25 protein-coding genes and 1 tRNA gene are annotated in these 23,128 nt (G+C 40.9%); 11 read left to right on the forward strand and 15 right to left on the reverse strand.

The genetic code is table 11. The annotated features are described in order from the left end of the window. Entirely contained in the window at positions 1-348 is a 348-nt protein-coding gene (ygaH, locus tag FTV12_RS11745; protein WP_163169516.1) for an L-valine transporter subunit YgaH, read from the reverse strand. Next, positions 345-1,073 carry an AzlC family ABC transporter permease gene (locus FTV12_RS11750; RefSeq protein WP_179993099.1) on the reverse strand — a complete coding sequence of 243 codons (729 nt, stop codon included), beginning with the start codon at positions 1,071-1,073 and terminating at the stop codon, positions 345-347. The genes ygaH and FTV12_RS11750 overlap by 4 nt, the downstream gene beginning before the upstream one ends. Before the next feature lie 128 nt (positions 1,074-1,201). On the opposite strand from FTV12_RS11750, the gene FTV12_RS11755 reads away from it, so the two are divergent. Further along, entirely contained in the window at positions 1,202-1,696 is a 495-nt protein-coding gene (locus FTV12_RS11755) for a hypothetical protein (RefSeq protein ID WP_159123256.1), read from the forward strand. Between the two features lie 527 nt (positions 1,697-2,223). On the opposite strand, the gene FTV12_RS11760 is transcribed toward FTV12_RS11755, so the two are convergent. The 9 genes from FTV12_RS11760 to FTV12_RS11800 all read right to left on the reverse strand — a co-directional run bounded on the left by FTV12_RS11760 (position 2,224) and on the right by FTV12_RS11800 (position 11,539). Continuing rightward, positions 2,224-2,838 carry a superoxide dismutase gene (locus FTV12_RS11760; RefSeq protein WP_166136124.1) on the reverse strand — a complete coding sequence of 205 codons (615 nt, stop codon included), beginning with the start codon at positions 2,836-2,838 and terminating at the stop codon, positions 2,224-2,226. Positions 2,839-3,051: 213 nt separating this feature from the next. Next, positions 3,052-4,143, reverse strand: coding sequence for a redox-regulated ATPase YchF (ychF, locus tag FTV12_RS11765; protein ID WP_179993080.1), 1,092 nt, complete (start codon positions 4,141-4,143; stop codon positions 3,052-3,054). Positions 4,144-4,254: 111 nt separating this feature from the next. After that, on the reverse strand, positions 4,255-4,914 hold the full coding sequence (locus tag FTV12_RS11770; RefSeq protein ID WP_159123258.1) for a methionine ABC transporter permease: 660 nt from the start codon (positions 4,912-4,914) through the stop codon (positions 4,255-4,257). Then, positions 4,895-5,965, reverse strand: coding sequence for a methionine ABC transporter ATP-binding protein (locus tag FTV12_RS11775; RefSeq protein ID WP_180034101.1), 1,071 nt, complete (start codon positions 5,963-5,965; stop codon positions 4,895-4,897). The genes FTV12_RS11770 and FTV12_RS11775 overlap by 20 nt, the downstream gene beginning before the upstream one ends. A gap of 10 nt (positions 5,966-5,975) precedes the next feature. Then, entirely contained in the window at positions 5,976-6,818 is an 843-nt protein-coding gene (locus FTV12_RS11780; RefSeq protein WP_180034102.1) for a MetQ/NlpA family ABC transporter substrate-binding protein, read from the reverse strand. Between the two features lie 9 nt (positions 6,819-6,827). Beyond that, positions 6,828-7,658 carry a MetQ/NlpA family ABC transporter substrate-binding protein gene (locus FTV12_RS11785; protein WP_180034103.1) on the reverse strand — a complete coding sequence of 277 codons (831 nt, stop codon included), beginning with the start codon at positions 7,656-7,658 and terminating at the stop codon, positions 6,828-6,830. Between the two features lie 19 nt (positions 7,659-7,677). Then, the gene (locus FTV12_RS11790) at positions 7,678-9,102 is read right to left on the reverse strand and encodes an LLM class flavin-dependent oxidoreductase (RefSeq protein ID WP_180034104.1); all 1,425 of its coding nucleotides are present in this window, start codon (positions 9,100-9,102) and stop codon (positions 7,678-7,680) included. Beyond that, complete coding sequence (locus FTV12_RS11795; RefSeq protein ID WP_180034105.1) at positions 9,102-10,325, reverse strand: SfnB family sulfur acquisition oxidoreductase; 1,224 nt, start codon at positions 10,323-10,325, stop codon at positions 9,102-9,104. Before FTV12_RS11795 ends, FTV12_RS11790 begins: the two co-directional genes overlap by 1 nt. 11 nt (positions 10,326-10,336) lie before the next feature. Further along, positions 10,337-11,539, reverse strand: coding sequence for an SfnB family sulfur acquisition oxidoreductase (locus tag FTV12_RS11800; protein ID WP_179993086.1), 1,203 nt, complete (start codon positions 11,537-11,539; stop codon positions 10,337-10,339). 381 nt (positions 11,540-11,920) lie between these two features. On the opposite strand from FTV12_RS11800, the gene FTV12_RS11805 reads away from it, so the two are divergent. Further along, positions 11,921-12,685, forward strand: coding sequence for a glutathione S-transferase family protein (locus FTV12_RS11805; protein ID WP_180034106.1), 765 nt, complete (start codon positions 11,921-11,923; stop codon positions 12,683-12,685). A gap of 56 nt (positions 12,686-12,741) precedes the next feature. On the opposite strand, the gene FTV12_RS11810 is transcribed toward FTV12_RS11805, so the two are convergent. Beyond that, complete coding sequence (locus FTV12_RS11810) at positions 12,742-14,415, reverse strand: hypothetical protein (protein WP_180034107.1); 1,674 nt, start codon at positions 14,413-14,415, stop codon at positions 12,742-12,744. A 363-nt stretch (positions 14,416-14,778) separates the two neighbouring features. On the opposite strand from FTV12_RS11810, the gene FTV12_RS11815 reads away from it, so the two are divergent. Next, the gene (locus FTV12_RS11815) at positions 14,779-15,249 is read left to right on the forward strand and encodes an Lrp/AsnC family transcriptional regulator (RefSeq protein WP_004784091.1); all 471 of its coding nucleotides are present in this window, start codon (positions 14,779-14,781) and stop codon (positions 15,247-15,249) included. A gap of 64 nt (positions 15,250-15,313) precedes the next feature. Here FTV12_RS11815 and FTV12_RS11820 read toward each other — a convergent pair whose 3' ends face one another. Both FTV12_RS11820 and FTV12_RS11825 read right to left on the reverse strand, forming a co-directional pair. Next, a complete protein-coding gene (locus FTV12_RS11820; RefSeq protein ID WP_004784089.1) occupies positions 15,314-16,063 on the reverse strand; it encodes a YebC/PmpR family DNA-binding transcriptional regulator in 750 nt (249 codons plus the stop codon). 243 nt (positions 16,064-16,306) lie between these two features. Beyond that, positions 16,307-16,861 carry a 1-acyl-sn-glycerol-3-phosphate acyltransferase gene (locus FTV12_RS11825; protein WP_180002176.1) on the reverse strand — a complete coding sequence of 185 codons (555 nt, stop codon included), beginning with the start codon at positions 16,859-16,861 and terminating at the stop codon, positions 16,307-16,309. A 798-nt stretch (positions 16,862-17,659) separates the two neighbouring features. Here FTV12_RS11825 and FTV12_RS11830 point away from each other — a divergent pair. From FTV12_RS11830 to FTV12_RS11865, 8 genes are all read left to right on the forward strand, one after another. Next, positions 17,660-17,736: transfer RNA gene (locus FTV12_RS11830), tRNA-Ile, on the forward strand. A 191-nt stretch (positions 17,737-17,927) separates the two neighbouring features. Further along, the gene (locus FTV12_RS11835) at positions 17,928-19,163 is read left to right on the forward strand and encodes a site-specific integrase (RefSeq protein ID WP_180034108.1); all 1,236 of its coding nucleotides are present in this window, start codon (positions 17,928-17,930) and stop codon (positions 19,161-19,163) included. A 526-nt stretch (positions 19,164-19,689) separates the two neighbouring features. Then, a complete protein-coding gene (locus FTV12_RS11840) occupies positions 19,690-19,932 on the forward strand; it encodes a tellurium resistance protein TerC (protein ID WP_104513410.1) in 243 nt (80 codons plus the stop codon). A 12-nt stretch (positions 19,933-19,944) separates the two neighbouring features. Beyond that, positions 19,945-20,436 (forward strand): hypothetical protein, encoded by a 492-nt coding sequence (locus FTV12_RS11845; protein ID WP_180034109.1) that lies wholly within the window; start codon positions 19,945-19,947, stop codon positions 20,434-20,436. A 243-nt stretch (positions 20,437-20,679) separates the two neighbouring features. Further along, positions 20,680-20,904, forward strand: coding sequence for a hypothetical protein (locus FTV12_RS11850; protein WP_180012530.1), 225 nt, complete (start codon positions 20,680-20,682; stop codon positions 20,902-20,904). Positions 20,905-21,294: 390 nt separating this feature from the next. Continuing rightward, positions 21,295-21,567, forward strand: a complete 273-nt coding sequence (locus FTV12_RS11855) for an AlpA family transcriptional regulator (RefSeq protein ID WP_218946478.1) — start codon at positions 21,295-21,297, stop codon at positions 21,565-21,567. 26 nt (positions 21,568-21,593) lie between these two features. Next, entirely contained in the window at positions 21,594-21,917 is a 324-nt protein-coding gene (locus FTV12_RS11860; protein WP_180034110.1) for a hypothetical protein, read from the forward strand. Between the two features lie 10 nt (positions 21,918-21,927). Further along, complete coding sequence (locus FTV12_RS11865) at positions 21,928-22,290, forward strand: hypothetical protein (protein ID WP_180034111.1); 363 nt, start codon at positions 21,928-21,930, stop codon at positions 22,288-22,290. A 484-nt stretch (positions 22,291-22,774) separates the two neighbouring features. Here the strand turns inward: FTV12_RS11865 and FTV12_RS11870 are convergent, their stop codons facing one another. Next, positions 22,775-23,029, reverse strand: a complete 255-nt coding sequence (locus FTV12_RS11870; RefSeq protein ID WP_180034112.1) for a hypothetical protein — start codon at positions 23,027-23,029, stop codon at positions 22,775-22,777. Between the last annotated feature and the right edge of the window lie 99 nt (positions 23,030-23,128).

Raw genomic sequence — 23,128 nt, forward strand, 5'->3', positions numbered from 1 at the left:
TTAAAAAGGCATGGGGATATAGGTATAAATCAGACCATAGGTTAAAGCAGCAGTTAAGGTCGCCATGACAATTTTCTTGAACTTGAAATACAGTCCAGCGAGTACAATAAAACCGATCAGCATGGCAAAGCTTTTATCTGGCGTTTCCAATAAGGGCGGTAAGGTCGCCACAACCAGCATGGAACTGATGGCAGCAATTCCAATCGAACCCAAGGCAATTTTCAACCATAGCGCACCACGTTTTTGCGAACCCTGCTGAAATTTTTGAATTACATAGAAAGGGCCAAAACGTGAGGCAAAATTGGCAATCCCGACAATAATTCCGACCAAGATAATTTCAAGATTCATGATTGATCTCCTGCATATTCAGGATCTGGTTTTTTCAGCACATAGTGCTTGAACAGGCCGGCCAAAATACCGGAACTGATGCCGATAAAGATCGCAGCGGACAAATCGATAAAATAACAGGCTACCGCTGAGACAATAATCGTGATGGTCACCACAAAGGTATGTTTCTTTTCAAATGCAGCGAGCAGGAAACTCAAGAACAGGGCAGGTAGCAGGAAATCTAAAGCCGCCTGCAAGAATTGTGGCAGATGACTGACCTGATCAGCAAATAAGCCGCCTAAAAATGAGCCTGTCGCCCAAGATAACCAGCTAAATAGACTCAGACCGAGCATCCACGACTCTGACCATTCCTGACGCCGTTGTGACAGCTTGATCATACCTGAAGCAAAGACTTCATCAGTAAGACCCCAAGCCCAGACTGCGGTTTTCTTCAGGTTTAAACGATCTTGAATCAGGTTTTGTAAAGCTGGGCCGTATAAAAGATGACGAATGTCCAAGGCAATCACGGTCAATGCAGTCATCCAGATCGAAGTACCGCTACCAAGTAACGCTACGACTAAAAACTGGCTGGCACCGGCATACATGGAGCAGGACAGAAATAAGGCTTCCCAGGCAGTAAAGCCGAACTGGGTGGCAGAAACGCCAAAGGCAAAGGAGACCGGAAGGTAAGTAAATATAATGGCCTGGCTATCTTTGGCACCTTGCCAGAAACCGGCAGGTTGCATCGCTACTGGATTGTGGTCAGACACAAAACACCTTGAGGGAGAGAGTTAAAACAGGGATTAAATCAAGATTGTGTATTGTACGCGAATTTACTAGCATAGTGCCGAAATGTTTAACTGGCGATTCTGATATGTTGATGTTCAAGACACGTGCAATGCTGGTCGGTGTTTTAATCGGCAGCACCTTATTTCTTCAAGCTTGTGGAAATGACAGTCAAGCGCCAAAAGCCGAAATTAAAGCGGCACCTAAACTCTCTAATGATGCGACCACTTATGCCAATGCTGCATGGCAATTCATGAATGAAGTCGATCCGCTGGTTTATAACAAGGAAATGGAACAGATAGATGCTCAGGTACGTCAACCGGCCCGTAAATTGAGTACTGACTGGCGCATTAATGTGAAAATGACTGACTCAGTGACGGAAGGAAAATATGCCTTATGTCGCAAGGCGTTAACCAGTCTGGAAATCTGGGCACGTAGCACCGTTGAAAATAGCAGTAGCGTGGCACAGAAACAGGCCGACTATGAGCGTGATAAACAGCAATGTCAGGGAGCTATTGCTCATCCTGAACTGGGAAATACTGATCCAAAGCAGAAAGGTAATGCAGTAGCTGAACAGTCTTAATCGGGTTTTATAATCTTCAGGCGGGACTTCGGTTCCGCTTTTTTGTTATAAAAAACGATTCTATTTATATAAATAAACAATAATTAAAATCAAAAAGATTGCCCTGAATCATTAAAAAAGTCCTATAATTAACTCATAATCAAGCGATTTAGAGATAAAAGTTAATTTTTGGAGTCATTTTAAATGTTTGATAAATTGTTTTTAGCGATAAGTATGAGTGCTGTTTTAGTAAGTGGAGTACAAGCTTCTTATGCGTGTGAAGTGGCACCATGTACCAATGGCTTCGATAGCGTCAATGTCTGTGAATTGCGTTCTTAAATTTTAAATCCATCTCCCTATAGAAAAAATTAAACAGCAAAAATTAAAAGAAGCCTCAGAATAAGGCTTCCCATACAATAGACGATCATGTCTTAAAGCAACATGAACAGACGTTCTAGATACAACACTGCTCCGCCCAAAAGTATACTGAGGCCGCAGAGCAAACGTAAAGAGTGCCAAGACATGAGATTACGTCCTACTGTGTTCATTTATGTTGAAAGTGCTTCCAGATAACGGCGATTCACTTCCTTCCAGTTCACAACATTAAAGAAAGCGGCAATATATTCAGGACGACGGTTCTGGTATTTCAAATAGTACGCATGTTCCCAGACATCCAGACCTAGAATCGGGGTATTGCCATGCATGAGGGGTGAGTCCTGATTGGCACTGTTTTCTACAATAATGGTTTGATCAGGTGCTACGCTGAGCCAGGCCCATCCGCTACCAAAACGGGTCAGGGCTGCTTTGGTAAAAGCTTCTTTAAAGGCTTCAAAGCCGCCAAGCTCCTTGTCGATCGCCTGTGCAATTTCACCTTCAGGATTGCCACCTCCACTTGGACTCATTACTGTCCAGAACAGGGAATGGTTGGCATGACCGCCGCCATTATTAATCACATTATTTTTCAGATCTTCAGGGACCTGATTGGCTTTGCTCACCAGTTCTTCTACAGAAAGATCTTCCCATTCTGTGCCTTCAATACCTGCATTGATGTTGTTGATATAAGTTTGATGGTGCTTGGCATGGTGGATTTCCATGGTTTTAGCATCAATATGCGGTTCCAATGCATCATAAGCATAAGGAAGTTCGGGAAGGGTATAGCTCATTTTTAATTGTCCTTAAGCGTGATTGAGTGAGTGGAATTCTCGACTAAATTTTAAAATACGCTTGAGTTGTATTAAATACAATGAGAATTATTATCATTAATGTTATGGGAAGAGATTTTTATAAATAGGATGTAAAGATGCGTATGAGAATAGCAAGAAGCCAAATTTAGTAACAAAAAAGCCCCAGATTTGGGGCTTTTCTTTGGCTTCAACTTATACGTTGAAACGGAAGTGCAGAACGTCACCGTCCTGAACGATATAAGTTTTACCCTCTAGACGCCATTTACCTGCTTCTTTAGCGCCAGCTTCGCCGTTATACTGTACAAAATCATCATAAGCAATACATTCTGCACGGATGAAGCCTTTTTCGAAGTCAGTGTGAATGACACCCGCTGCCTGAGGCGCAGTAGCGCCGACTTTAACCGTCCAGGCGCGAACTTCCTGTACACCGGCAGTGAAGTAAGTTTGCAGGCCAAGCAGTGAATAACCTGCGCGGATCACCACGTTCAGACCTGGCTCTTCCATACCCATTGCTTCCAGGAACTCAGCACGGTCTTCATCTTCAAGCAATGAAATTTCAGCTTCGATCTGGTTGCAAAGTGGAACCACGATTGCATTTTCAGCAGCTGCCAGTTCACGTACCGCATCGAGGTGCGGGTTGTTTTCAAAACCGTCTTCTGCCACGTTAGCGATGTACATCGTTGGTTTAAGTGTTAATAGACCAAAGCCACGAACCAGTTTACGTTCGTCATCATCCAGATTTGCTGCACGGGCAGGTTTGCCTTCATCAAGCAGAGGTAAGATTTTTTCTAGAACGGCTTTAGTGGCTACAGCTTCTTTATCGCCACCTTTTGCAGACTTCGCCAGACGAGTCACTGCTTTAGTCACAGTTTCAAGGTCAGCTAGAGCAAGTTCAGTGTTAATCGTTGCGATGTCATCAAGCGGATCAATTTTACCGTTGACGTGAATCACGTTTTCATCTTCGAAACAACGAACAACATGAGCAATTGCATCAGTTTCACGGATATTCGCCAGGAACTGGTTACCCAGACCTTCGCCTTTAGATGCACCAGCAACCAGACCCGCGATGTCCACGAATTCCATGGTAGTTGGTACCACGCGTTGTGGTTTTACGATTTCAGCAAGTTTGTCCAGGCGTGGATCAGGCACAGGCACGATACCGGTGTTTGGTTCAATCGTACAGAATGGGAAGTTTTCCGCAGCAATTGCAGCTTTAGTTAATGCATTGAAAAGCGTAGATTTACCAACGTTAGGCAGGCCTACAATACCACAATTAAAACCCATGAAATAACTCACAAAGCGTTATATAAAAATTGCCAGTGATTTTACATGAAAGCCATGACAAAGTCAGGTCATGGCTAGGTGCTTTGTTGAAAACTTATGAAATAGATGTTTTTAAATTTTACGTTTGTCGAGCTGATTCGACAGGGTATCACCAGTGGCCTGAACCAGCATGACCAGAATCACCAGTACCACAATCACTGCCAGCATGATCTGCATGTCAAAACGCTGATAGCCATAACGGTAGGCAATGTCGCCCAGACCACCGGCACCAATAGCACCGGCAATTGCTGATGAGTTAATCATGGTCACCAAAGTGACGGTAAAACCGGCCACAATCCCTGGTAAAGCTTCAGGTAATAGCACATGCCAGATAATTTGCTTACGGTTACAGCCAATCGCTTGAGCCGCTTCAATCAGTCCCTGATCTACTTCACGTAAACTCACTTCAGCAATACGCGCAAAGAAAGGAGTCGCGGCCAACGTTAAAGGTACGACTGCTGCCCAGACGCCATAGCTGGTGCCTACAATCCAGCGGGTAAGGGGAATTAAAGCGACCATTAAAATCAGGAAAGGCACCGAACGGGTAATATTTACAATCCAGCCCAGAGCCTGATTAATGGGTTTGGATGGATAGATCCCGTGTTCAGATGTACTGACCAGTACTACTGCCATCGGTAAACCAATCAGAAAGGCAACGATTGCGGATACACCAACCATGATGAGGGTATCGGTGGTTCCTGTTAGTAATAAATCAATGAGTTGGTCGTGCATAGCCAATCACCTCAATCTGTGCAATGTGTTGTTTTAGTTTTTGCTGAAGTAAGTCAGTATCCAGATTTAGATCGGCAACTGCGACAATCAGGCTACCGACCAGATGATTCTGGATGCTGTCGATATGACTTTGATAGAGATGCACCGGATGCTCGAACTGTTCGAAAATCACTTTCAAATCTGGGGAATACTGAACACTAGAGGCATAGCGCAGTTTGATAATGCTATGCGTGGTATCTGTTGTCACTTCAGGACTGATCGAAAATGGCAGTTCCAGCTGTTCCAGATTCAGCAGTTCCTGGGTAATCTGCTGCTGTGGATTGGAAAACACTGACCAGACTTCACCCGCTTCAACAATTTCACCTTTTTCAATCACGACGACTTGATCGCAGATTTCACGAATGACCTGCATTTCATGGGTGATTAGTACAATAGTGATGCCGAGTTTCTGGTTGATTTCTTTCAGTAAAGACAGCACCACTGAGGTACTTTCCGGATCCAGTGCAGAAGTGGCTTCATCACAGAGTAGAATTTCCGGGTGATGCACCAGCGCGCGGGCAATACCGACACGCTGTTTTTGGCCACCGGATAGCTGAGAAGGGTAGTTCTGAGCCTTATCGCTTAAGCCGACCAGTTGCAGCACTTCGTTTACACGCGCATCAATGTCTGATTTTTTATAATTTGCAACTTTTAAAGGCAGAGCTACATTTTCCCAGACGGTTTTGGCAGACATCAGGTTGAAGTGTTGAAAAATCATGCCAATACGCTGACGAAGCTGGATCAGTTCAGCATGGGTTAAGCCAGCCAAATCCTGCTGATGGATATGGATATGACCTTCGCTGATCTGTTCCAGACCATTTAGGGTACGTAGCAGCGAGGATTTCCCCGCACCACTTTTCCCGATAATCCCGAAGATTTTACCTTCAGGAATATCCAGATTGATGTTCTTTAAGGCATGTACCGATTTGCCTTGTACCTCATAGTATTTGTTCAGGTTGCGGATTTTGATATGCGGGACGGAAAACGCCACCTGAGAACCAAAACTCACCATAGTATTCTCCTTATTTCCAGCCTTCAAACCACATGCCAGTACCAAAATCCTGATCCAGAATTGCTTTGACTTTTGCAGAGCTCTGGAAGGCTTTTACAAAAGTCGCCAGTTTCTGATTTTTATCTTCGTAGTCTTTGCGTGTCACAAACAGAATGGCGTATTTCTTGTCGATTGGATCCAGGAACAGAGCATCATGTGGATCTGCTGCTTTAGCAAGTTTTAGATAATGCGGATAACCAAAGATCAGGTCTGCTTCATTCAGGGCATGCGCCGTTTGTGGGCCCTCAACTTCAATAAACTGCAACTGTTTAGGATTATTCTTGATGTCCTTAACGGTTGATAATTCATTATTGATATCTTTCAGTTCAATCAGTTTTGCACGGTTAAGAAGGATCAAGGCACGTGCCAGATTCACCGGATCATTCGGAATCACTACACGGGCATTTTGTGGTAACTCATCTAGAGATTTATATTTCCTTGAATATAAGCCGACATGGCTACCCGTACCGGACGCGAAACTATGCAAGTCAAAGTTGGTTTCGCGAATGGCATTTCTTAAGTAGACACTTTGCTGGAAAAAGTTAGCATCGATGTCGCCATTCTGTACCGCGACATTGGGTGCATGCCAGTCGGAAAATTCAACCAGTTTCACATTAATACCTTGCGGTTTCAGTTCATCAGCCACACTTTGCAATAAGTCTGCATAAGGTGGGCTAATGCCAATGGTCAGTACATCCTCCTGCTGCTGACCCTTGGTCCAACGGTAAGCCGCCAGCCCAAGAATAAGTGCAAGGATGACACCGCCAATGATCCACTTCTTTGCATTCGAATTTGACGAATTTACTTGTGTCATCATCGCACCTTATTTCCAGCCCGGGAACCAGAGCTTCGCACCAAAGTCAGCATCTAGTGCTTCCTTCACGCGAGGGGAGTTCTGATAGATTTCAACAAATTTTTTCAGCTTGTCATTTTTGTCCTGATAGTCCTCACGTACCGCAAATAGGATCGCGTAACGGTTGTCTTTGTTAGAGTCAAATAACAACGCTTGTTCTGGATCAGCTGTTTTAGCCAGACGTAGATAGTGCGGGTAACCGAAAGCCAGATCAACATCATCAATGGCACGTGCAGTTTGCGGACCTTCAACCTCAACGAATTGCAGATTTTTCGGATTCACTGCAATATCTTTTAGGCTAGAAAGGTGGTTGTTTGGATCTTTTAAAGTTACCAGTTTGGCTTGTTGCAATAACAGTAGCGCACGACCTTGATTGACTGGATCATTTGGTACTACAACTTTCGCGCCGTCTTTTAGCTCATCCAGGCTGTTAATTTTCTTGGAATATAGGCCAACATGCGTCGCTGCACCTTTGGCAAAAGCTTTGATTTTAAAATCAGTTTCTTTTTTAGCATTATCTAAAAACAGCTGATGCTGGAAGAAGTTAGCATCAATGTCACCATGATTCAGGGTGATATTCGGTGTATTCCAGTCCGAGAACTCGACCAGTTTGACATTTAGACCTTGCTGTTTGGCTTCTTCTGCTGCCACCTGTAAAGGTTTAGCGAAGGACGGGCTGATCCCAATCACCAGTTCATCCGAACCGGATTTCTTTTGCTGGTTCCATACCACCAGCCCAATGATGATGGCAGCAATAATCACCCCAATAATGGTGAATTTTGTTTTAGCTATTTGTGCCATGTTGCACCTCAAAATAAATTTATGCTGATTGTTTTTGCTTTAAGTTTGTGTTGCTTGTTGAGGCGGAGCTTTGACATCGAAATTGCTGCACTGGATGCGCGCTAGGTAAGCGGTCTCCTTGCTGAAACAGTTTGTGTCTGAAACTGCCTTGTTCATATTCAGTTTTATAGCGTCCGCGCTGCTGTAATTCAGGAATCACTAATTGGATAAAATCCTGATGCGATTCAGGTGCAACCGTGCGGGTCAGGTTGAAGCCATCAATACCGGTTTCATCAATCAGCTGAATCAGTTTTTCTGCTATCGTGGCACCGCTGCCAACAATTAGTGGATAACGCCCACCTAACACATGCTGAGCTTTTAGGTCATTGGGTGTGATCTGCTGCTCTTTAAATTTTTGATTGACCGTTGCGATACTATTGGTTTTCTTGTACGGGATCGGTTCATCATCGGAAAATTTAGACAGGTCAATCCCGACAGAACTTGAATAATGCGCAAGACCGGCTTCAGGGCTGGCATAGGCGCGATATTCATCCAGCTTTTGCTGTGCTAGTTCATCCGTTGCTGCAGTGACCACGGTAATGCCGACAAAAATCTTGATCGCTTCAGGATCACGACCTTGTTCAACCGCTTGACGACGGATCTGATCGACCTGTTTCTTGATCTTGTCCGGATGATCACCACCAATAAACATGCCTTCAGCATGCTGAGTGGCAAAAGCCTTGCCACGTGGAGAAGCACCGGCTTGGAACAATACAGGTGTACGCTGAACAGAAGGGGAAACCTGGAATACACCTTGGCTGCGGTAGAACTGGCCCTGATGATTGATCTGATGAACCTTGGTGGGATCAGTAAAAATTCGATTTTGCTTATCTTTTAAAACTGCATTATCTTCCCAGGAGTCTTCCCAGAATTTGTAGCACAGCTGTAAAAACTCCTCGGCCTGTTCATAGCGCAGGTCATGGTCTTTCAGGCCATTTTCGCCAATCAGACGTTGTGCACTGTCCAGATAACCGGTGACAATATTCCAGCCGATACGGCCATGGGTCAGGTGATCCAGACTGGCAAAACGACGGGCGAACTGGTACGGTGACTCATAGCTGAGATTCACCGTGACACCAAAACCGAGATTCTCAGTGACTGCTGCCATGGCAGATACCAGCGTGCTTGGGTCATGGCTGGGTAACTGAATGGATTCTCTTAGAGTCAGGTCAATGCCGTTCTGATAGACATCATAGACTCCGGTAATGTCGGCAATGAACAGGCCGTCAAACAGACCTTTTTCCAGCGTTTTCGCCAGATCAGTCCAGTAGCTCAGTTCATTAAAACGGTGTGATTCATCCCGCGGATGAGCCCACAAGCCATGATTGATATGACCCACGCAGTTCATATCAAAAGCGTTCAGCAGGATTTTTTTAGTTTTCGAGTTTGTTGTAGTCTTTGTCATTACAATGTCCCCCGGCGTGGAGGCAGAACACCATTCAGCAAATAATTGGCGATAAAATAGTATTTCCATCGTGAAGCATCATGCAGGGTATGCACGCGGGCATTACGCCAGAAGCGGTCTAAGCCATCTTCGCGCTGGCTACCACGACTGCCAGCCAGTTCAATCAGCTTCGATGATGCTTTTAATGCGGTTTCAGAACTGTGTGCACGCACTTTGGCTACATCTAGAGAGGCTTTGGCAACACTGACCTCAGTCGGAGCAACCTTGGCGGCATCAACAGAACATGCGGCCTGTTTGAGTAACACTTCAGAAGCACGCACATCAGCTACCACACGGCCCAGTTCAAGTTTGGTCAGCGGATCATCGGTGGCCTTGTCCACACCAGAATCAATCCACGGACGCGCCTGACGTACACGGTTCAAGGTTTCCTCAAATGCAGCACGGGCAATGCCGGTTTCAATGGAGGCATGTAGCAATTGTGCGAAAGGACCGGAAATGGTTGGGCGGGAATAGGCCGTATCAAAACGTACCACATCTTCCTCAAGCACCTGCACGTTGTCGAATTTCACCGTGCCGCTGCCAGTGGTACGCTGGCCAAAACCGCTCCAGTCATCAATCAGGGTCAGACCTTCACTGTCACGTGGGACAAAGGCCAGGAATTGCTGTTCGCTTTCATGCACGACCAGTGTCGGAATGCGGTGCGCAAACAGGCTGCCGGTGCAATAGAATTTTTCGCCGTTAATGACATAACCTTGCTCGGTTTTGCGGATAGCAGTCTGGCGCTGTGCAGCAGTTTTGGTCTTGAACTCAGCCAAGGCATTACCAAAGCGGGCACCTTTCAGAACTTCGGCATACAGCTTGCGTTTTTGTTCCTCCGTGCCGTTATTACGCAGGATTTCCAGACCATAGAAATGGTTTTGCGGAATCTGACCGATTGAACCATCCACACCGCTCATTAGGGCAATGACTTGTGCCACGGTATAGTTAGACACTTCTGCACCACCATATTCTTTTGGTACAGTAATCGCCCAAAGTCCGGACTGGCTATAAGCCTCGATCTCTTCGAAAGGCAGAATACGTTCAGCATCACGTTGTACTGAATTAATCTTGAACTGCTCTGCCAGATTATGGGCAATTTCTAGTGCTTCTTCATCAGATTTGATGATGTGCGCATGTGCCAGCTGTTCTGACTGCAATGGACTAATGTTTTGAAATGAAGTCATGGCAAATATCCTTAAATCCAGGCGTGGCGGGCAGGGAGTTTATGATTTAGGTAATAATCCCCAAGTGCATGCAGCTTCCAGCGGATCGGGTCATGCAAGGTATGCACACGGGCATTACGCCAATGCTGATCCAGATTGTGCTGACTGAGGCTGGAGCGACTTCCACCCAATTCCAGTAATTTTTCCGAGATATGTAGCGCAGCATCGTTGGCATAGACCTTGGCTTCAGCCACTAGAATTGAGGCTTTGGCTGCCTGCTCATCAGTCACAGATTCCAGCTGATCCAGTTCATCCAGATATTCAGCGGCTTCATCCAGCAGTAAAATCGCGGCATCGAGCAGCACAGAAGATTTGCCAACTTCCTGCAGGGTATAATGTTCTAAGCTGGCTTTTTCGACTTGAGCATCGACAATTGGACGTGCTTTTTGTACGGCAGTCAGCGTATCGGCAAAAGCAGCTTCGGCAATGCCGACATCAATCGCGACCTGCATCAATTGGGAATAGGCACCGCGGTAGCTTGGTTGATTTCCTAACAGACGCTCATCAAAAATCAATAGCGGATCAACTTCGACATGCTGAAGTTTAACGGTACCACTCGAAGTCGTGCGTTGACCAAAGCCATTCCAGTTATCGATCACTTCCACACCTTCAGCATTGCGGTCGACAATGGTTAGTACTACATGGCCTTCTGGATGAATCGCTTTAATCGCTAACCAGTGCGCGAAGCTACTACCAGTTGAATAGAATTTCTCGCCATCCACAAAATAGCGGCCATTTTCAAATGTTAAAGTGGTGGCAAGCGTCTTGGTATCTTTGGTATTGCGCTCTGGACCGCCATTCGCCAGACGCTTACCTTTTAGAATTTCGTTATAAATAAACTGTTTTTGTTCTTCTGTGCCCATGATCTCGATCATGTTGAGTAATGCGATCTGGTTCTGCGGAATTTGCCCGACACTTGAGTCAGCCTTATTAATAATCCGGAATACATGAGCCAAGGTTTTATTGGCAACAAATGCACCGCCGTACTGTTTCGGAATACGCATGCCGCCCAGGCCTTTCTGGCTGAACAGGTCAATCTCAGCAAAAGGTAATAGACGTTGCTGATCACGCTGATTACGGCCTTCCAGGGCAAAGTCTGCAACCTGATAAGCAGCATTAATCGCGTCGAGATCATTTTCGATGATATGAACTTTTTCAGAAGTTAAACGAGACATAATGACATCCTAAATCGATGCCAAAACGTTACAGCGAAAGCTTTATGTAATTAAGCAATTGCTTTTGCAAAGCTTATGAAAAAAGCTATTTAGGACAAAAACTGCTAGATTCTTATAAATTTGGAATATAGTAACTGATTAAAATTAAATAGGTTTTGAATAATTCCTTAATTTTAGAAGATGAGTTTAAAGCGATGCATATCTGCTTTATAGATAATCAAGACAAAAAAATGTATAAAAATACTCATCGCCGTGTTGAATAAGCAACATCTTTATTTTGAATAAAAAGTTCATTGTATTTTCAGTCTGGGGTGACTAAAGTATCCGACTAAATTAGATGGTTTTAATGCGATCTGACCTAAAAACAAGCATGGAGAATTTATGCGCATCTTATACCAGTTTCCACTTTCTCATTTTTGTGAAAAGGCACGCTGGATGCTGGATTACAAAGAGCTGGAATATGTTGCGCACAATCTGATGCCGGGTGCCCATCGTGCCTTTGCCCGCCTGAAAACTGGACAAAATCGTTTACCGATTCTGCGTGATCAGGAACGGTGGATTGCGGATTCGACCAAAATCGCTCTATATCTGGATGAGCAATATCCTGAACACCGTCTGCTACCTGCAGAAGCAAGCTTGCGTCAGCAGGCATTAGATATTGATGAAATCACCCAGGAATTAGGCCGCCATGTGCGTCGCTGGATGCTGGCTCAGGCTTTATCGCATGACCATGAATCGATGGATATTCTGATTGGAGAAAAAGGCTATCTGCGCCAGTTTGAAAAATTCTCCAAGCCATTGCTAAAAACCATTTTGACCAAGGGTTATGCCTTGACTGAAGAAACACTGGAACAGTCCAAACAATTTATCAAGGATTCGGTTGAGCAGCTTAATCAGATCCGTATGGAAAAAGAAGGACCTTATCTCGTCGGTTCGCGTTTCTCTCTGGCCGATATTGCTGTCTGTTCGATTCTGGCCCCTCTATTGGCTATTCCGGGAACGCCGTGGGAGAGGGAAAGCTTTGAATCGATGTCGGATGAATACCGGGAATATCAAAGTCATCTGGCTGAGTTGCCATTAGGGCAATATATTCAAAAGATGTATCGTAATGAGCGCAATGCCCGTGTTGATTGGCGCGGTGTATAAAATTAAAAATGAAATAAAAAAACGCGCATAAAGCGCGTTTTTTTATGAGATTAGAATTAACTCCAAGGGCTGGTTTGATCAATATCACTTGTTTTACTGAAGCCACTGAGCAGTGAGCTAAAGTCAAACTTCGGCAGGGAACTACCACTTGAGATATTGGTAATAGTTTCTTTAATGGTTGGGAGGATTTCAGTAATGCTGATATTCGTAGCCGTATCAGTATTACTAATGCCGGAAATCAATTCGCTAAGATCAGGCAGTTGTAGGGACGAGTTGTTACCGACTAAATTGCCAAGACTATCCGTGAATGCATCCAGACCTAAACCCTCTAAGCTTGGCACGCCAGAACCGAGTGACCCGAGCAGGTCGCCAATTTCAGGAAACTGAACACCATCCAGAAGATCCGAGAATTGACCTTCGCTATCAATCAGCGCAATCACTGGTTTTAGTGCTGTAATCACATTGTTGAGGTCGCTGGATAAGGTGAGCAGTAATGGGTTATTCACAAAATCCAGCACCACTTGTACGCCATTCAAGACATCGTAAAGAGAATTCACGATTTCTGCCTGATCAGCGTCAAGAACGTCACTATTCGCTAATAGATTCAACAGTGGATTGATGCCTTTTAGTACATCTGCGATGGTGTCTGGCACATTACCTGAACCTGCAGAACTGATTGCAGATACCAATGTAGTCACACTACCAACCACTCTTGGTAAAACTTGGGTAAGTTGATCCATATCAATGGATGAGTTACCTGTATCAATCGATGCAAGCAGTGGCATCAGGCTTTGCGTTACAGTTTGCGCAATGGTGCCCGTATCGATATTGCCTGAATTGCTGATTAGACCACTGAGCAAATTGGTAATAGCACCGATATCAAGGTCACTGCTTGCATTGCTCATTAGGTTACTGGCTAACAGATTGACTGAACTGGTATCTAAACTACCTGTTGAGCCACCGATCAATCCGCTGATCAAGTCAACAATTGCACCGATGTCGAGATCACTAGCGGCATTGCCACTGATGAGACCACCGACTAGATTGGCAATTTGACCAATATCTACATCGCCAAGTCCGCCAGAACCACCAATTAAGCCACTAACCAGTTCAGCAATTTGTGCGATATCAATATCACCACCTTGAATGAGACCACTGACGATACCGACGATGGCACCAATGTCTGTTCCACCAAGACCACCAGTACCTCCAATCAGGCCACTCAGCAGTTGAGTGATTTGGGTAAGATCAAGGTCGCCACCTTGCAATAAGTTGCCAGCCAGTTCAGCAATTTTACTAAGATCTAGATTACCAGTACTGCCACCCATCAATCCGCTGACCAATTTGATAACTGTATTTAAATCCAGGGTTGATGTATTACCACCCATTAAACTGCCAAGCAGATTGCTGATTGAACCTATGTCAAAACCGCCACCATTGGCTTTCGTTAATTGGCTAATTAAACTGTTGATATCAAGTTTAGAAGCATTTGAGCCTGTAAATTGGCTAATTAAATCAGTGAGGGAACTGGAATTTAAACTTTTGCCAGAAAGCAGGCTGTTTAAGAGAGAATCTAGGGAAGGGGTAGAGCGGGTAGAACCTGTAATAGAACCAATAATGCCAGAAAGACTGCCACCCAATAAACCACCAAGTAAACTCGTATTTTGTATCTCTGTCGTGAGCACTGGACTGAGTTTAGTTTTAATTGAACTAAGAATACTAAAAGCCATAACCGTTCCTTGCGAATTTTTATCTTGTTATGTTTGTTGTGTGTTTTAGATAAACCGCTCAATTCTTATTCAATTTCTATACAAGTGTAAATCTAAGTTGGATTAATCATGCTTTGAAAATCCAGTTATCAGCTTCATAGTTTTTATTCATAAATAGTTTAGTGATAAATAAGAATGATTTATTTAAAAAGAGACGTTTATCGAAAATTCGTTTTATACGACGAATGACCATAAACATGGTTTAAAACTGGTTATTGAGATGTTTCTGGCATTTTTTTTCAAATAACTGGTAATTTATGAAAAATTTATCAATACTATCAGCAAAACAATGATGTATTTGAATAAAATGGCAAGAGATTAAAGATGGAATTAGATCGTTTTGATAAGCACATTCTTGAAATTTTGACCCATGAAGATGTCAATCTGAATGAACTCTCGGAGAGAGTAAATTTATCTGTGAGTTCGGTACACCGCAGGATCAAGCATTTGATCGATCATAATATTATCAGTGGCTTGAAGCGCGAGATTAATTATCAAAAATTGGGCTTTAGCCTGCATGTGCTGTTGCAGGTTTCCTTAAGCAAGCATGATAGCGATACTTTTGCCAAATTTTTAGAAGAATTAGAAAATATTCCGGAAGTCATTAACGCTTTCCTGGTGACAGGACAGTCTGCGGATTTTATTGTCGAAGTTGTGGCACGTGATATGGAAAATTATAGTCAGATTCTATTAAGCCGAATCGGCAAGATCGAGCATGTCGTAGCACTGCATTCCAGCTTTGTGATCAAGGAATATAATGTTTTTAACTGTAGTGGTCTTTTAAATAAGGTTTAAAATTCCAGGCTTTTTAGCGCATATAAAAAACGCACCCGAAGGTGCGTTTTAATCTCATAGAAGATTAGGCATCGAGTTGCGCTAAAACTTCATCAGAGAATTCAACGTTGGTATAAACGTTTTGAACATCATCCAGATCTTCAAGCATATCAATCATTTTCATGATTTTTTTCGCTTGGTCGATATCTGTGATTTCAGCTTTGGTAGATGGGCTCATCACCACTTCAGCGTTATCAGATTTTAAACCTGCAGCAGCTAAAGCATCTTGTACTGTACCGAAGCTTTCAGGCGTAGTGATCACCAGGATTTCATCTTCATCCACTTCAATGTCTTCAGCACCCGCTTCAAGCGCCACTTCCATGATTTGATCTTCTAAAGACACATCTTCAAAAGTAATTTCGCCACGTTTAGTGAATAGGAAGGATACTGAACCGTTGGTACCGAGGTTACCATCAGTTTTAGTAAAGCAGTGACGTACATCAGGAACCGTACGGTTCAGGTTATCTGTCATGGTTTCAACAATAACCGCAACGCCGCCTACGCCATAACCTTCATAGGTTACTTCTTTAAGATCGTCGTTATCTTCACCACCGGCACCACGCTGAATCGCGCGATTGATCACATCACGTGTCATGTTTACAGATAATGCTTTTTCTACAACAGCACGTAGACGAGGATTACTACCCGCATCAGCGCCACCGAGTTTAGCAGCAGTTGTTAATTCACGAATGTACTTGGTAAACAACTTACCACGACTGGCATCTTGTTTTGCTTTACGATGCTTAATATTGGCCCACTTGGAATGACCCGCCATGCGAAATATGCTCCTTGTAGATTGGCTGTATGCCTATCGAATTGCGCCGATTCTACCATAAGCTCTTTTTTTGAAAAAAGAGTCTGGATTTGAGATTTAATGATAATGCCAAAAAAATAGACAATAAAATAGAAAGGCAAAGTAATAAATGTAAATAAAAACTTAAGAAAATTTTTGCTGAGAAAATGCCTAAATAATAAAAGGGCAGGTGAAACATTATTCTCAAGCCCTTTTATGGAAAGTTTATTCCGGGATAATGATATCCAGACCAACATTCTCTTTATAGAGCTGCTTGATTAAAGCCAGATCATGCGCGAGATCAGTCGGGTAGATTTTGCCAAAAATCCCGCCTTGCTTGGTCTTGGAATTGGCGTACATAAGCACAATTGGCACATTGGCAGCTTTGGCAATATGCCAGAAACCGGTACGGATCGGTTTACGCGCTTCACCATTTTTGGCACGGGTGGCTTCAGGTGCGATCACCAGATTGAATTTTTCATTATTCTGAAAATGTTCAACCATTATACTGACAATATCTTTATTGGCTTTACGGTCGACCGCGATACCACCCATGGCTTCCAGAATTGGTTTCATTGGGCCTTTGAACAGTTCTTTCTTGATCAGGGTATGAATTTTGATGTCATACATTTTAAAGAGTGCCAAAGATAGAACTGCATCCATCATGGATGTATGTTCAAATCCGACAATGACCTGTTTATCTTCGAGTACATCGGGTTCGACATGATATTGCCAACCGGCAAGCTTAAATGCAGATTCGCCAATAAATTTGTTTAGCATAAGTAGAAAGAAATAAGAGCTAACGGTATGAACTGCATAATTTCTTCCTGTTCTTATTCACAGTCAATAGGCTTTAATTAAAATTCATTAATAATATAAAAAATCCAAAATTAAAAATGTATATTAAATAGTTTTTTAAGACCTGAAAGATATAAATAAATACTTAATAATTCTTAGGAAATATCATCTTATATAAAATAAGTCTTAAAATGATGAAAAAATGACTATCCAGCACAAATTTTAGTTATTAGACTTTTGTCGAAGAAAAGAAGAAATTGTGTCTTTTCTATTTTCTGGTCATTTTCTCTCTGAGATTGAAACCTATGACGTATATTACAGCTTTCATGTTCTCAATGCTTCTTTTAGCACTGGTTATTGTATGGTCTTTAATCGAAATCTATATGGATTTGCGTAAAGACGAGAAATTGGAATCAGAATTTTAGCCTTTATAGATTTTTAAAGAATATTTCCTGTGATTATATTTCCATATATAATAGTTGGTATTTTTATTGATTATGGATATATTGAGACGTAAAAGCGATCAATTTATCGATTTGATATTCGAATAATTAGCGTAGCTCTCTTTATTTTAGATAGAAAATATAGATGTCATATGAGGCTTTTGCTAGCTCAAATTAGACTGAAGTCTTAAATCCTAAACAGGGCAGTTATTAAGGATAAAAAATGGTTGCTGGCTAAGTGTGCAAGCAGCAAGAAAAGTACTTGTTTTTTGATCTAATCTTGGCTAGTATTCAATGCGCCTGAACTAGTTGAAATATAACAAATTCAGTCTATATAGGGCCTATAGCTCAGTTGGTTAGAGCAGCGGACTCATAATCCGTTGGTCCACAGTTCAAGTCTGTGTGGGCCCACCATATTTTATATTTATATAGCTTTATATAAGATCTAAACCCTTAATTCTAAAAGAGTTAAGGGTTTTTTATTGCTTTGTTTAACTTCATATAACTTCATATGGGAACGCGCTCTGTGTATCCTTGTTTGTATCCAGTTTTCAAATTATAACTCAGGGATACACAGTTGAAAAATTGAGGTTAAACCTGCAGTTATGCAAAAAGTCAAAGATGATCTAGATACCTTTTCTGAAGAAAAAGGTCAGCAAAAAGTACGGCGCAAAAAAAGTCCAGAAGACCGTTTCAAAAATTTAAAACCACGCGATAAAGAATACAGGGAGCCTACAGAGATAGCAGGTTTATATTGTCGTGTTCAGCCGAATGGGAAAAAGTCCTGGCAGTATCGTTATAAGAATGCGAAAGGCAAGTGGGCATGGGTTGGCTTAGGTAGCTATCCGAAAATTGGATATTTACAAGCTCGTGAAAAAGCTGAAGGAATGTCAAATGGAGATATTGAAGTAAAAACACAGGCCGAGCTTAATCAAATTAAAGTAGAGGAGGAGCAGGCTCTATTTTCACATCTTATCTATGAATGGTTAGAAAGGAAAAAACTGAAATGGAAACCGGAGACTTATAAAAAAGAAAGACAGTCAATCGAAAAACACATTATCCCAGTTTTCGGTCATCGTCCATACAACACAATTACTTCCAAAGAATGGTTTAATTTTTTTACTCAAAAGCAATTAAATGAACATATTTTTAATCGAGTTGAAAAATTAATTTCGTATTGTTCAGGTGCTTATAAGCTAGCAAAATTTAAGAAAGATATTTTATATAATCCATTAGAGGGGATAGGAGAACATATAGATAAACTTGCTTCAAAAAGTATGAAACATGTTCACATTTATGAGTTACCTGAAATGGTGTCGTTAATTAGAACCTATTCTTCTCGTCCGATCGCAATAGGGCTGGAGCTTTTGATTCATATGTTTCCCAGACCTGGAGAGTTGAGAAATGCTCGTTGGGAACAATTCAATTTTGATGAAGCAGTATGGATACGACCTGCTAGTATGATGAAAAGAAATATTGAGCACGGTATTCCGCTTTCAAAGCAAGTTATTGAACTTTTGAAGGAGTTAAAGGAGATCTCTACTGAAAGTGACTACTTATTTCCGAGTCGGGATAATATTAATAAGCCAATCTCGAATCTGACATTTAATGTAGCTTTAAATAGGTTAGGTTATAAAGGACGGCAAAATCCACATGGATTTAGACATATAGCATCCACTAATCTAAATAAACATTTTAGCGATAAATCTCAAGTGATAGAGTCGGCTTTATCTCATTTGAAAGGTGGTGTGAAGGGTGCATACGATAAAGGGGCTCATCTGGAAGAGCGCTATGAACTTATGCAATGGTGGAGTGACTATATAAAATCTCTTTTAAAATAAATAATTTAAGAAAATGCCATCATTTAGATGGCATTTTTTTGAGTTTTATACGGAACAAATTTCTAAAAAAGCTTTTTTTTGGTAATTTGAATCCAATTCAATACTTTATATGTTAGTAAATGGATCGTTCATAGAAAGTAAATTGAACCTATTTACCTTGTTATTAGAATTTCAGAGATTCTAATTATGAATAAAACAGTAAATCATACCCAAAGCTTTCAGACTACTCAGAAAGATAGTGCTTCACCAGTAATGTTTAGCCAGCTAATAGATAAGTATTTAGCGAAAAAGAAAGATCTATAGCAGCCATCTACGTATGCTAAAGTAAACAAGCTATTAACAAGCATTTAATACCAGTTTTTGGAAACAGACCTATTATCTCAATTATTTCAAAAGAGTGGTTTGAGTTTTTTAGTGCTAAACAAGTCAATGAGCAAATATATAATCAGGAAAATAAGCACATAAATAATGTATAAACACACTATTTGTGTGCTATATTGCTAATGACAAGGGTAGGAGTAACTGTATGACTTACACAGAGCTTCAAATTACATTGTTAGAAATGGGCTTATCAATTAAAGATCTTGCAACGTTACTTGGCATGAATCCAAATTCCATTACTAATTATAAAAGTACTGGCATTATTCCCCTGAATTTAGCAATTACAATAACTCTGATAACTCATTTAAAGAAAGCAGAGCTGTCTCCTGAAGAAATCATCAATGAAGTAAAAAGAAGACATGCGAACAACCTCATTGAAAACAATTAAAGGTAATAAACTATGCGTACAGATCTACTTTTAGAGTTAGCTGATTTCTTGGAGAATTTGGATCCTAATAGATTTGATATTCGTACTTGGAGAAGACCATCTAAGAACTCTGTTGGCTTCGTGAGTGATGAACAATTACTCACTGACAGTAAGACAGTTGCTTGTGCTATTGGATGGGCAGTGACTTTGCCAAAGTGGAAAGATGCTGGATTCTATATGGATACTTTAGACATCACAAAAGAGCATCTTAATAACCCCTTAAGTACGCCATACACTATGGCTATTGTGAAATGGGATGGTAACTCAGATATCGATTCTTATGATGCCTTACAAGCAGGGTTAAATCTTCCAATTGGTATGGCTGAGGTTCTTTTTGATTACAACAACTATGCTGATGAAGAATATACCCATGCTAGTACTGTTGCTGAACGAATCCGTGAATTTTGCAGTACACCATCCGAAGAACTTATTGATTTGGTTGTTTCATATACTGATACTGAGTAAATTTAGCAGGTATAAAAATTAAAAAATTCAATAAAAATGGAGCCTTATGCTCCATTTTTAAAATGCGTATAACGTGTATTATGTTAATTTTAAACAAATTTAAGAATTATTTATAAATTACATTTATACATTTCATTTGAAATCAAGAAGCCCTCCAACAGACTGAAACATATTAATATTCATGACTCACCTGATCTGATTGCCTGTATAAGAGACTATTCACAGCAATCAGCTGCTATTGCTTTGGAATTATTTATTCATCTCTTTCCAAGACCAATAGATTTAAGAACTGCAAAATGGGTTCAGTTTGATTTTGAAAATGATATTTGGACAAATGTAGTACATGTGGTTCCTTTATCTACACATGTAAAACAACTATTAAGTGAATTAAAGGAGCTATCAGGTAGTGGCAGTGAATATTTGTTTCCTAGTAATAAAAACATTTACAAATCAATGTCTGATGGCTAATTCAAGTTAGCCTTGAATAACTTGGGATATAAAGGACGATAAAACCTATTTGGTTTCAGTTATTTGGCGGCTATGCATTTATATGAACGGTTTAGTGATAGAGTTTTTATAATCGCCGCTGCTTTAGGTCATGTTACAGATAGAGTCCGGTCTGCTCATTTTAGAAATACATATATAAAAGAGAGAGCGGAGGTTATGCAATGGTGGAGTGACTATATAAAATCTCTTTTAAAATAAATAATTTAAGAAAATGTCATCATTGAGGTGGCATTTTTTTGTGAGTTTTCAACGAAAATAATTTTAAAAAAAAAACTTTTGGTAGGCTTAAGTCTGAATTACATAATTTTGGAGTCCATAATTGTGGATTACTTTAGAAAAAGCCGCCGTAGCATGTTACGTGATACCGCAAGTCTTGATATTTCAGCTTTGCTTCCTCCCACTCAAGCAATTAAACCGCTGCGCCTTAAATACAAGCAAGTTTGTGAATTATTGAATGTGTCACGTGATTGTTTGCGCAAAATCATGGAAAGTGATCAATCTTTTCCAAAGCCGTTAAAGAGTGGATCTTCCCGTCAGTCTGCTGTTTATTTTGATACAGAAGAAATTGAAGTGTGGTATGCGAAGCAGAAAGAAAAATGCCGTAGAGAGCAAATGAGAAGTTAATCAGAAAGTTAAAAAGGGTATTAAACATGATTAAAAAAATTGGAAAAAGTCCAGTTAATAAAACATATGCGGTTGTAACTAGGTTAGATCAGCCATATATCAATTGGACAGGTGACCAAATTGATATCGATGGCATATTGGAAGATAGGGAGAAAAAGCCTGTAATTTTTAGTGAGGGTTTGTGGTTGGAAATACATGAAATGCCACACATATTCGTTGGTTACATGACGCTATGTAGGTATCTACATCTTAAATGCATTGGAATGGATGAGTTAGTTGTACAGCTTTATGGAAAGAAAGAACCCACGAATGAAGAAAAAGAACAGCTTATTGAAATCAGATATTGTTAGGCGGTACGAAATGGATAAATTTAAAAAACTACAAATGTATTGCATTGCGATTAGCCAATTTGGCGATATGCGCATACATTCAACTGATATGTATCTCATATGTGCTTCAACATTAAAGGAGCTGTGTTTTGATGAGAAACTGAAGTTGAATAAAAATAGAACTGTTCAGGAATTAGATAAGCATCATCCTTTGGGTGGATATTTTTGGTTACTAAATGGCGGGCGACAAATATACCAGCTTGGCGAGAATATGCTGGATGTGTATGACGCTTTATGTTTGCTTGGATTGATTGGGAAATTTACCAATCTTTTTGGTAATCAAAAGTTAACTAATAAGGAGAGAGAATATATTAAGAAATTTACAGCGATATGATTTTTTAAAACTTTTAACCGCCTTCGGGTGGTTTTTTTGTTTACTTTAATTTTGGAAATTTGCCGTATATACGAAAAATTAAAATAAAATGATTTACATATTTTTTAATAATAATCAACATATTATATTTTTAATTCTTGTATTAGACATTTGATAACTTCACAGTTACCACAGTTACCACAGTTACCACAGTTACCACAGTTACCACAGTTACCACAGTTACCACAGTTACCACAGTTACCACAGTTACCAGAAGTTAGATGAAGGTGACAATACTCACATGGGAATAAATCATAGAAGTTGATAGTTGAATAGAAGTGATAGAAAGTAAGTTTGTCTCAATAAATACATATGTAAAAGTTCATAAGACCTTTAGGTGGTCAATGTAAGTAAGTTAATTAAATTTACAGGAAGATCTTTCATAGGTATAAAAGCGGAGCAACCATTAAATTAGTTATAAGGAGGGGAGCCCTCCTTATTGTTTTTAGAACGTTTTACGATTTTTCTCATTTACATCCTTTTGTCTGCACTTCTCTTTTAAGGCTGTATCCTTTATTTCTTCGTCCATGAAATACAATCCACATTCCTGATCAGCTATCCAGAAATTTGCATCCCAAAACTTATATTCATCAAATTCACCGTGAATTTGAGGGCCGTATTTTTCATTTTTATCTGTTTTTGATCTAAACCCAAACATTGTTAAATGAACTTGGGCAGAGTAAAACTTGAAGTGCGACATAAACCACCTAATTAATTTAAAGGGTTTATGGAGTATATAAAATTGTCATACCATCATCTTAACTTTGAAGATCGTACTGCATTAATGCTTGAGTCAAGA

The organism is Acinetobacter sp. YH12233 (assembly GCF_013417725.1).
Taxonomy (GTDB): domain Bacteria; phylum Pseudomonadota; class Gammaproteobacteria; order Pseudomonadales; family Moraxellaceae; genus Acinetobacter.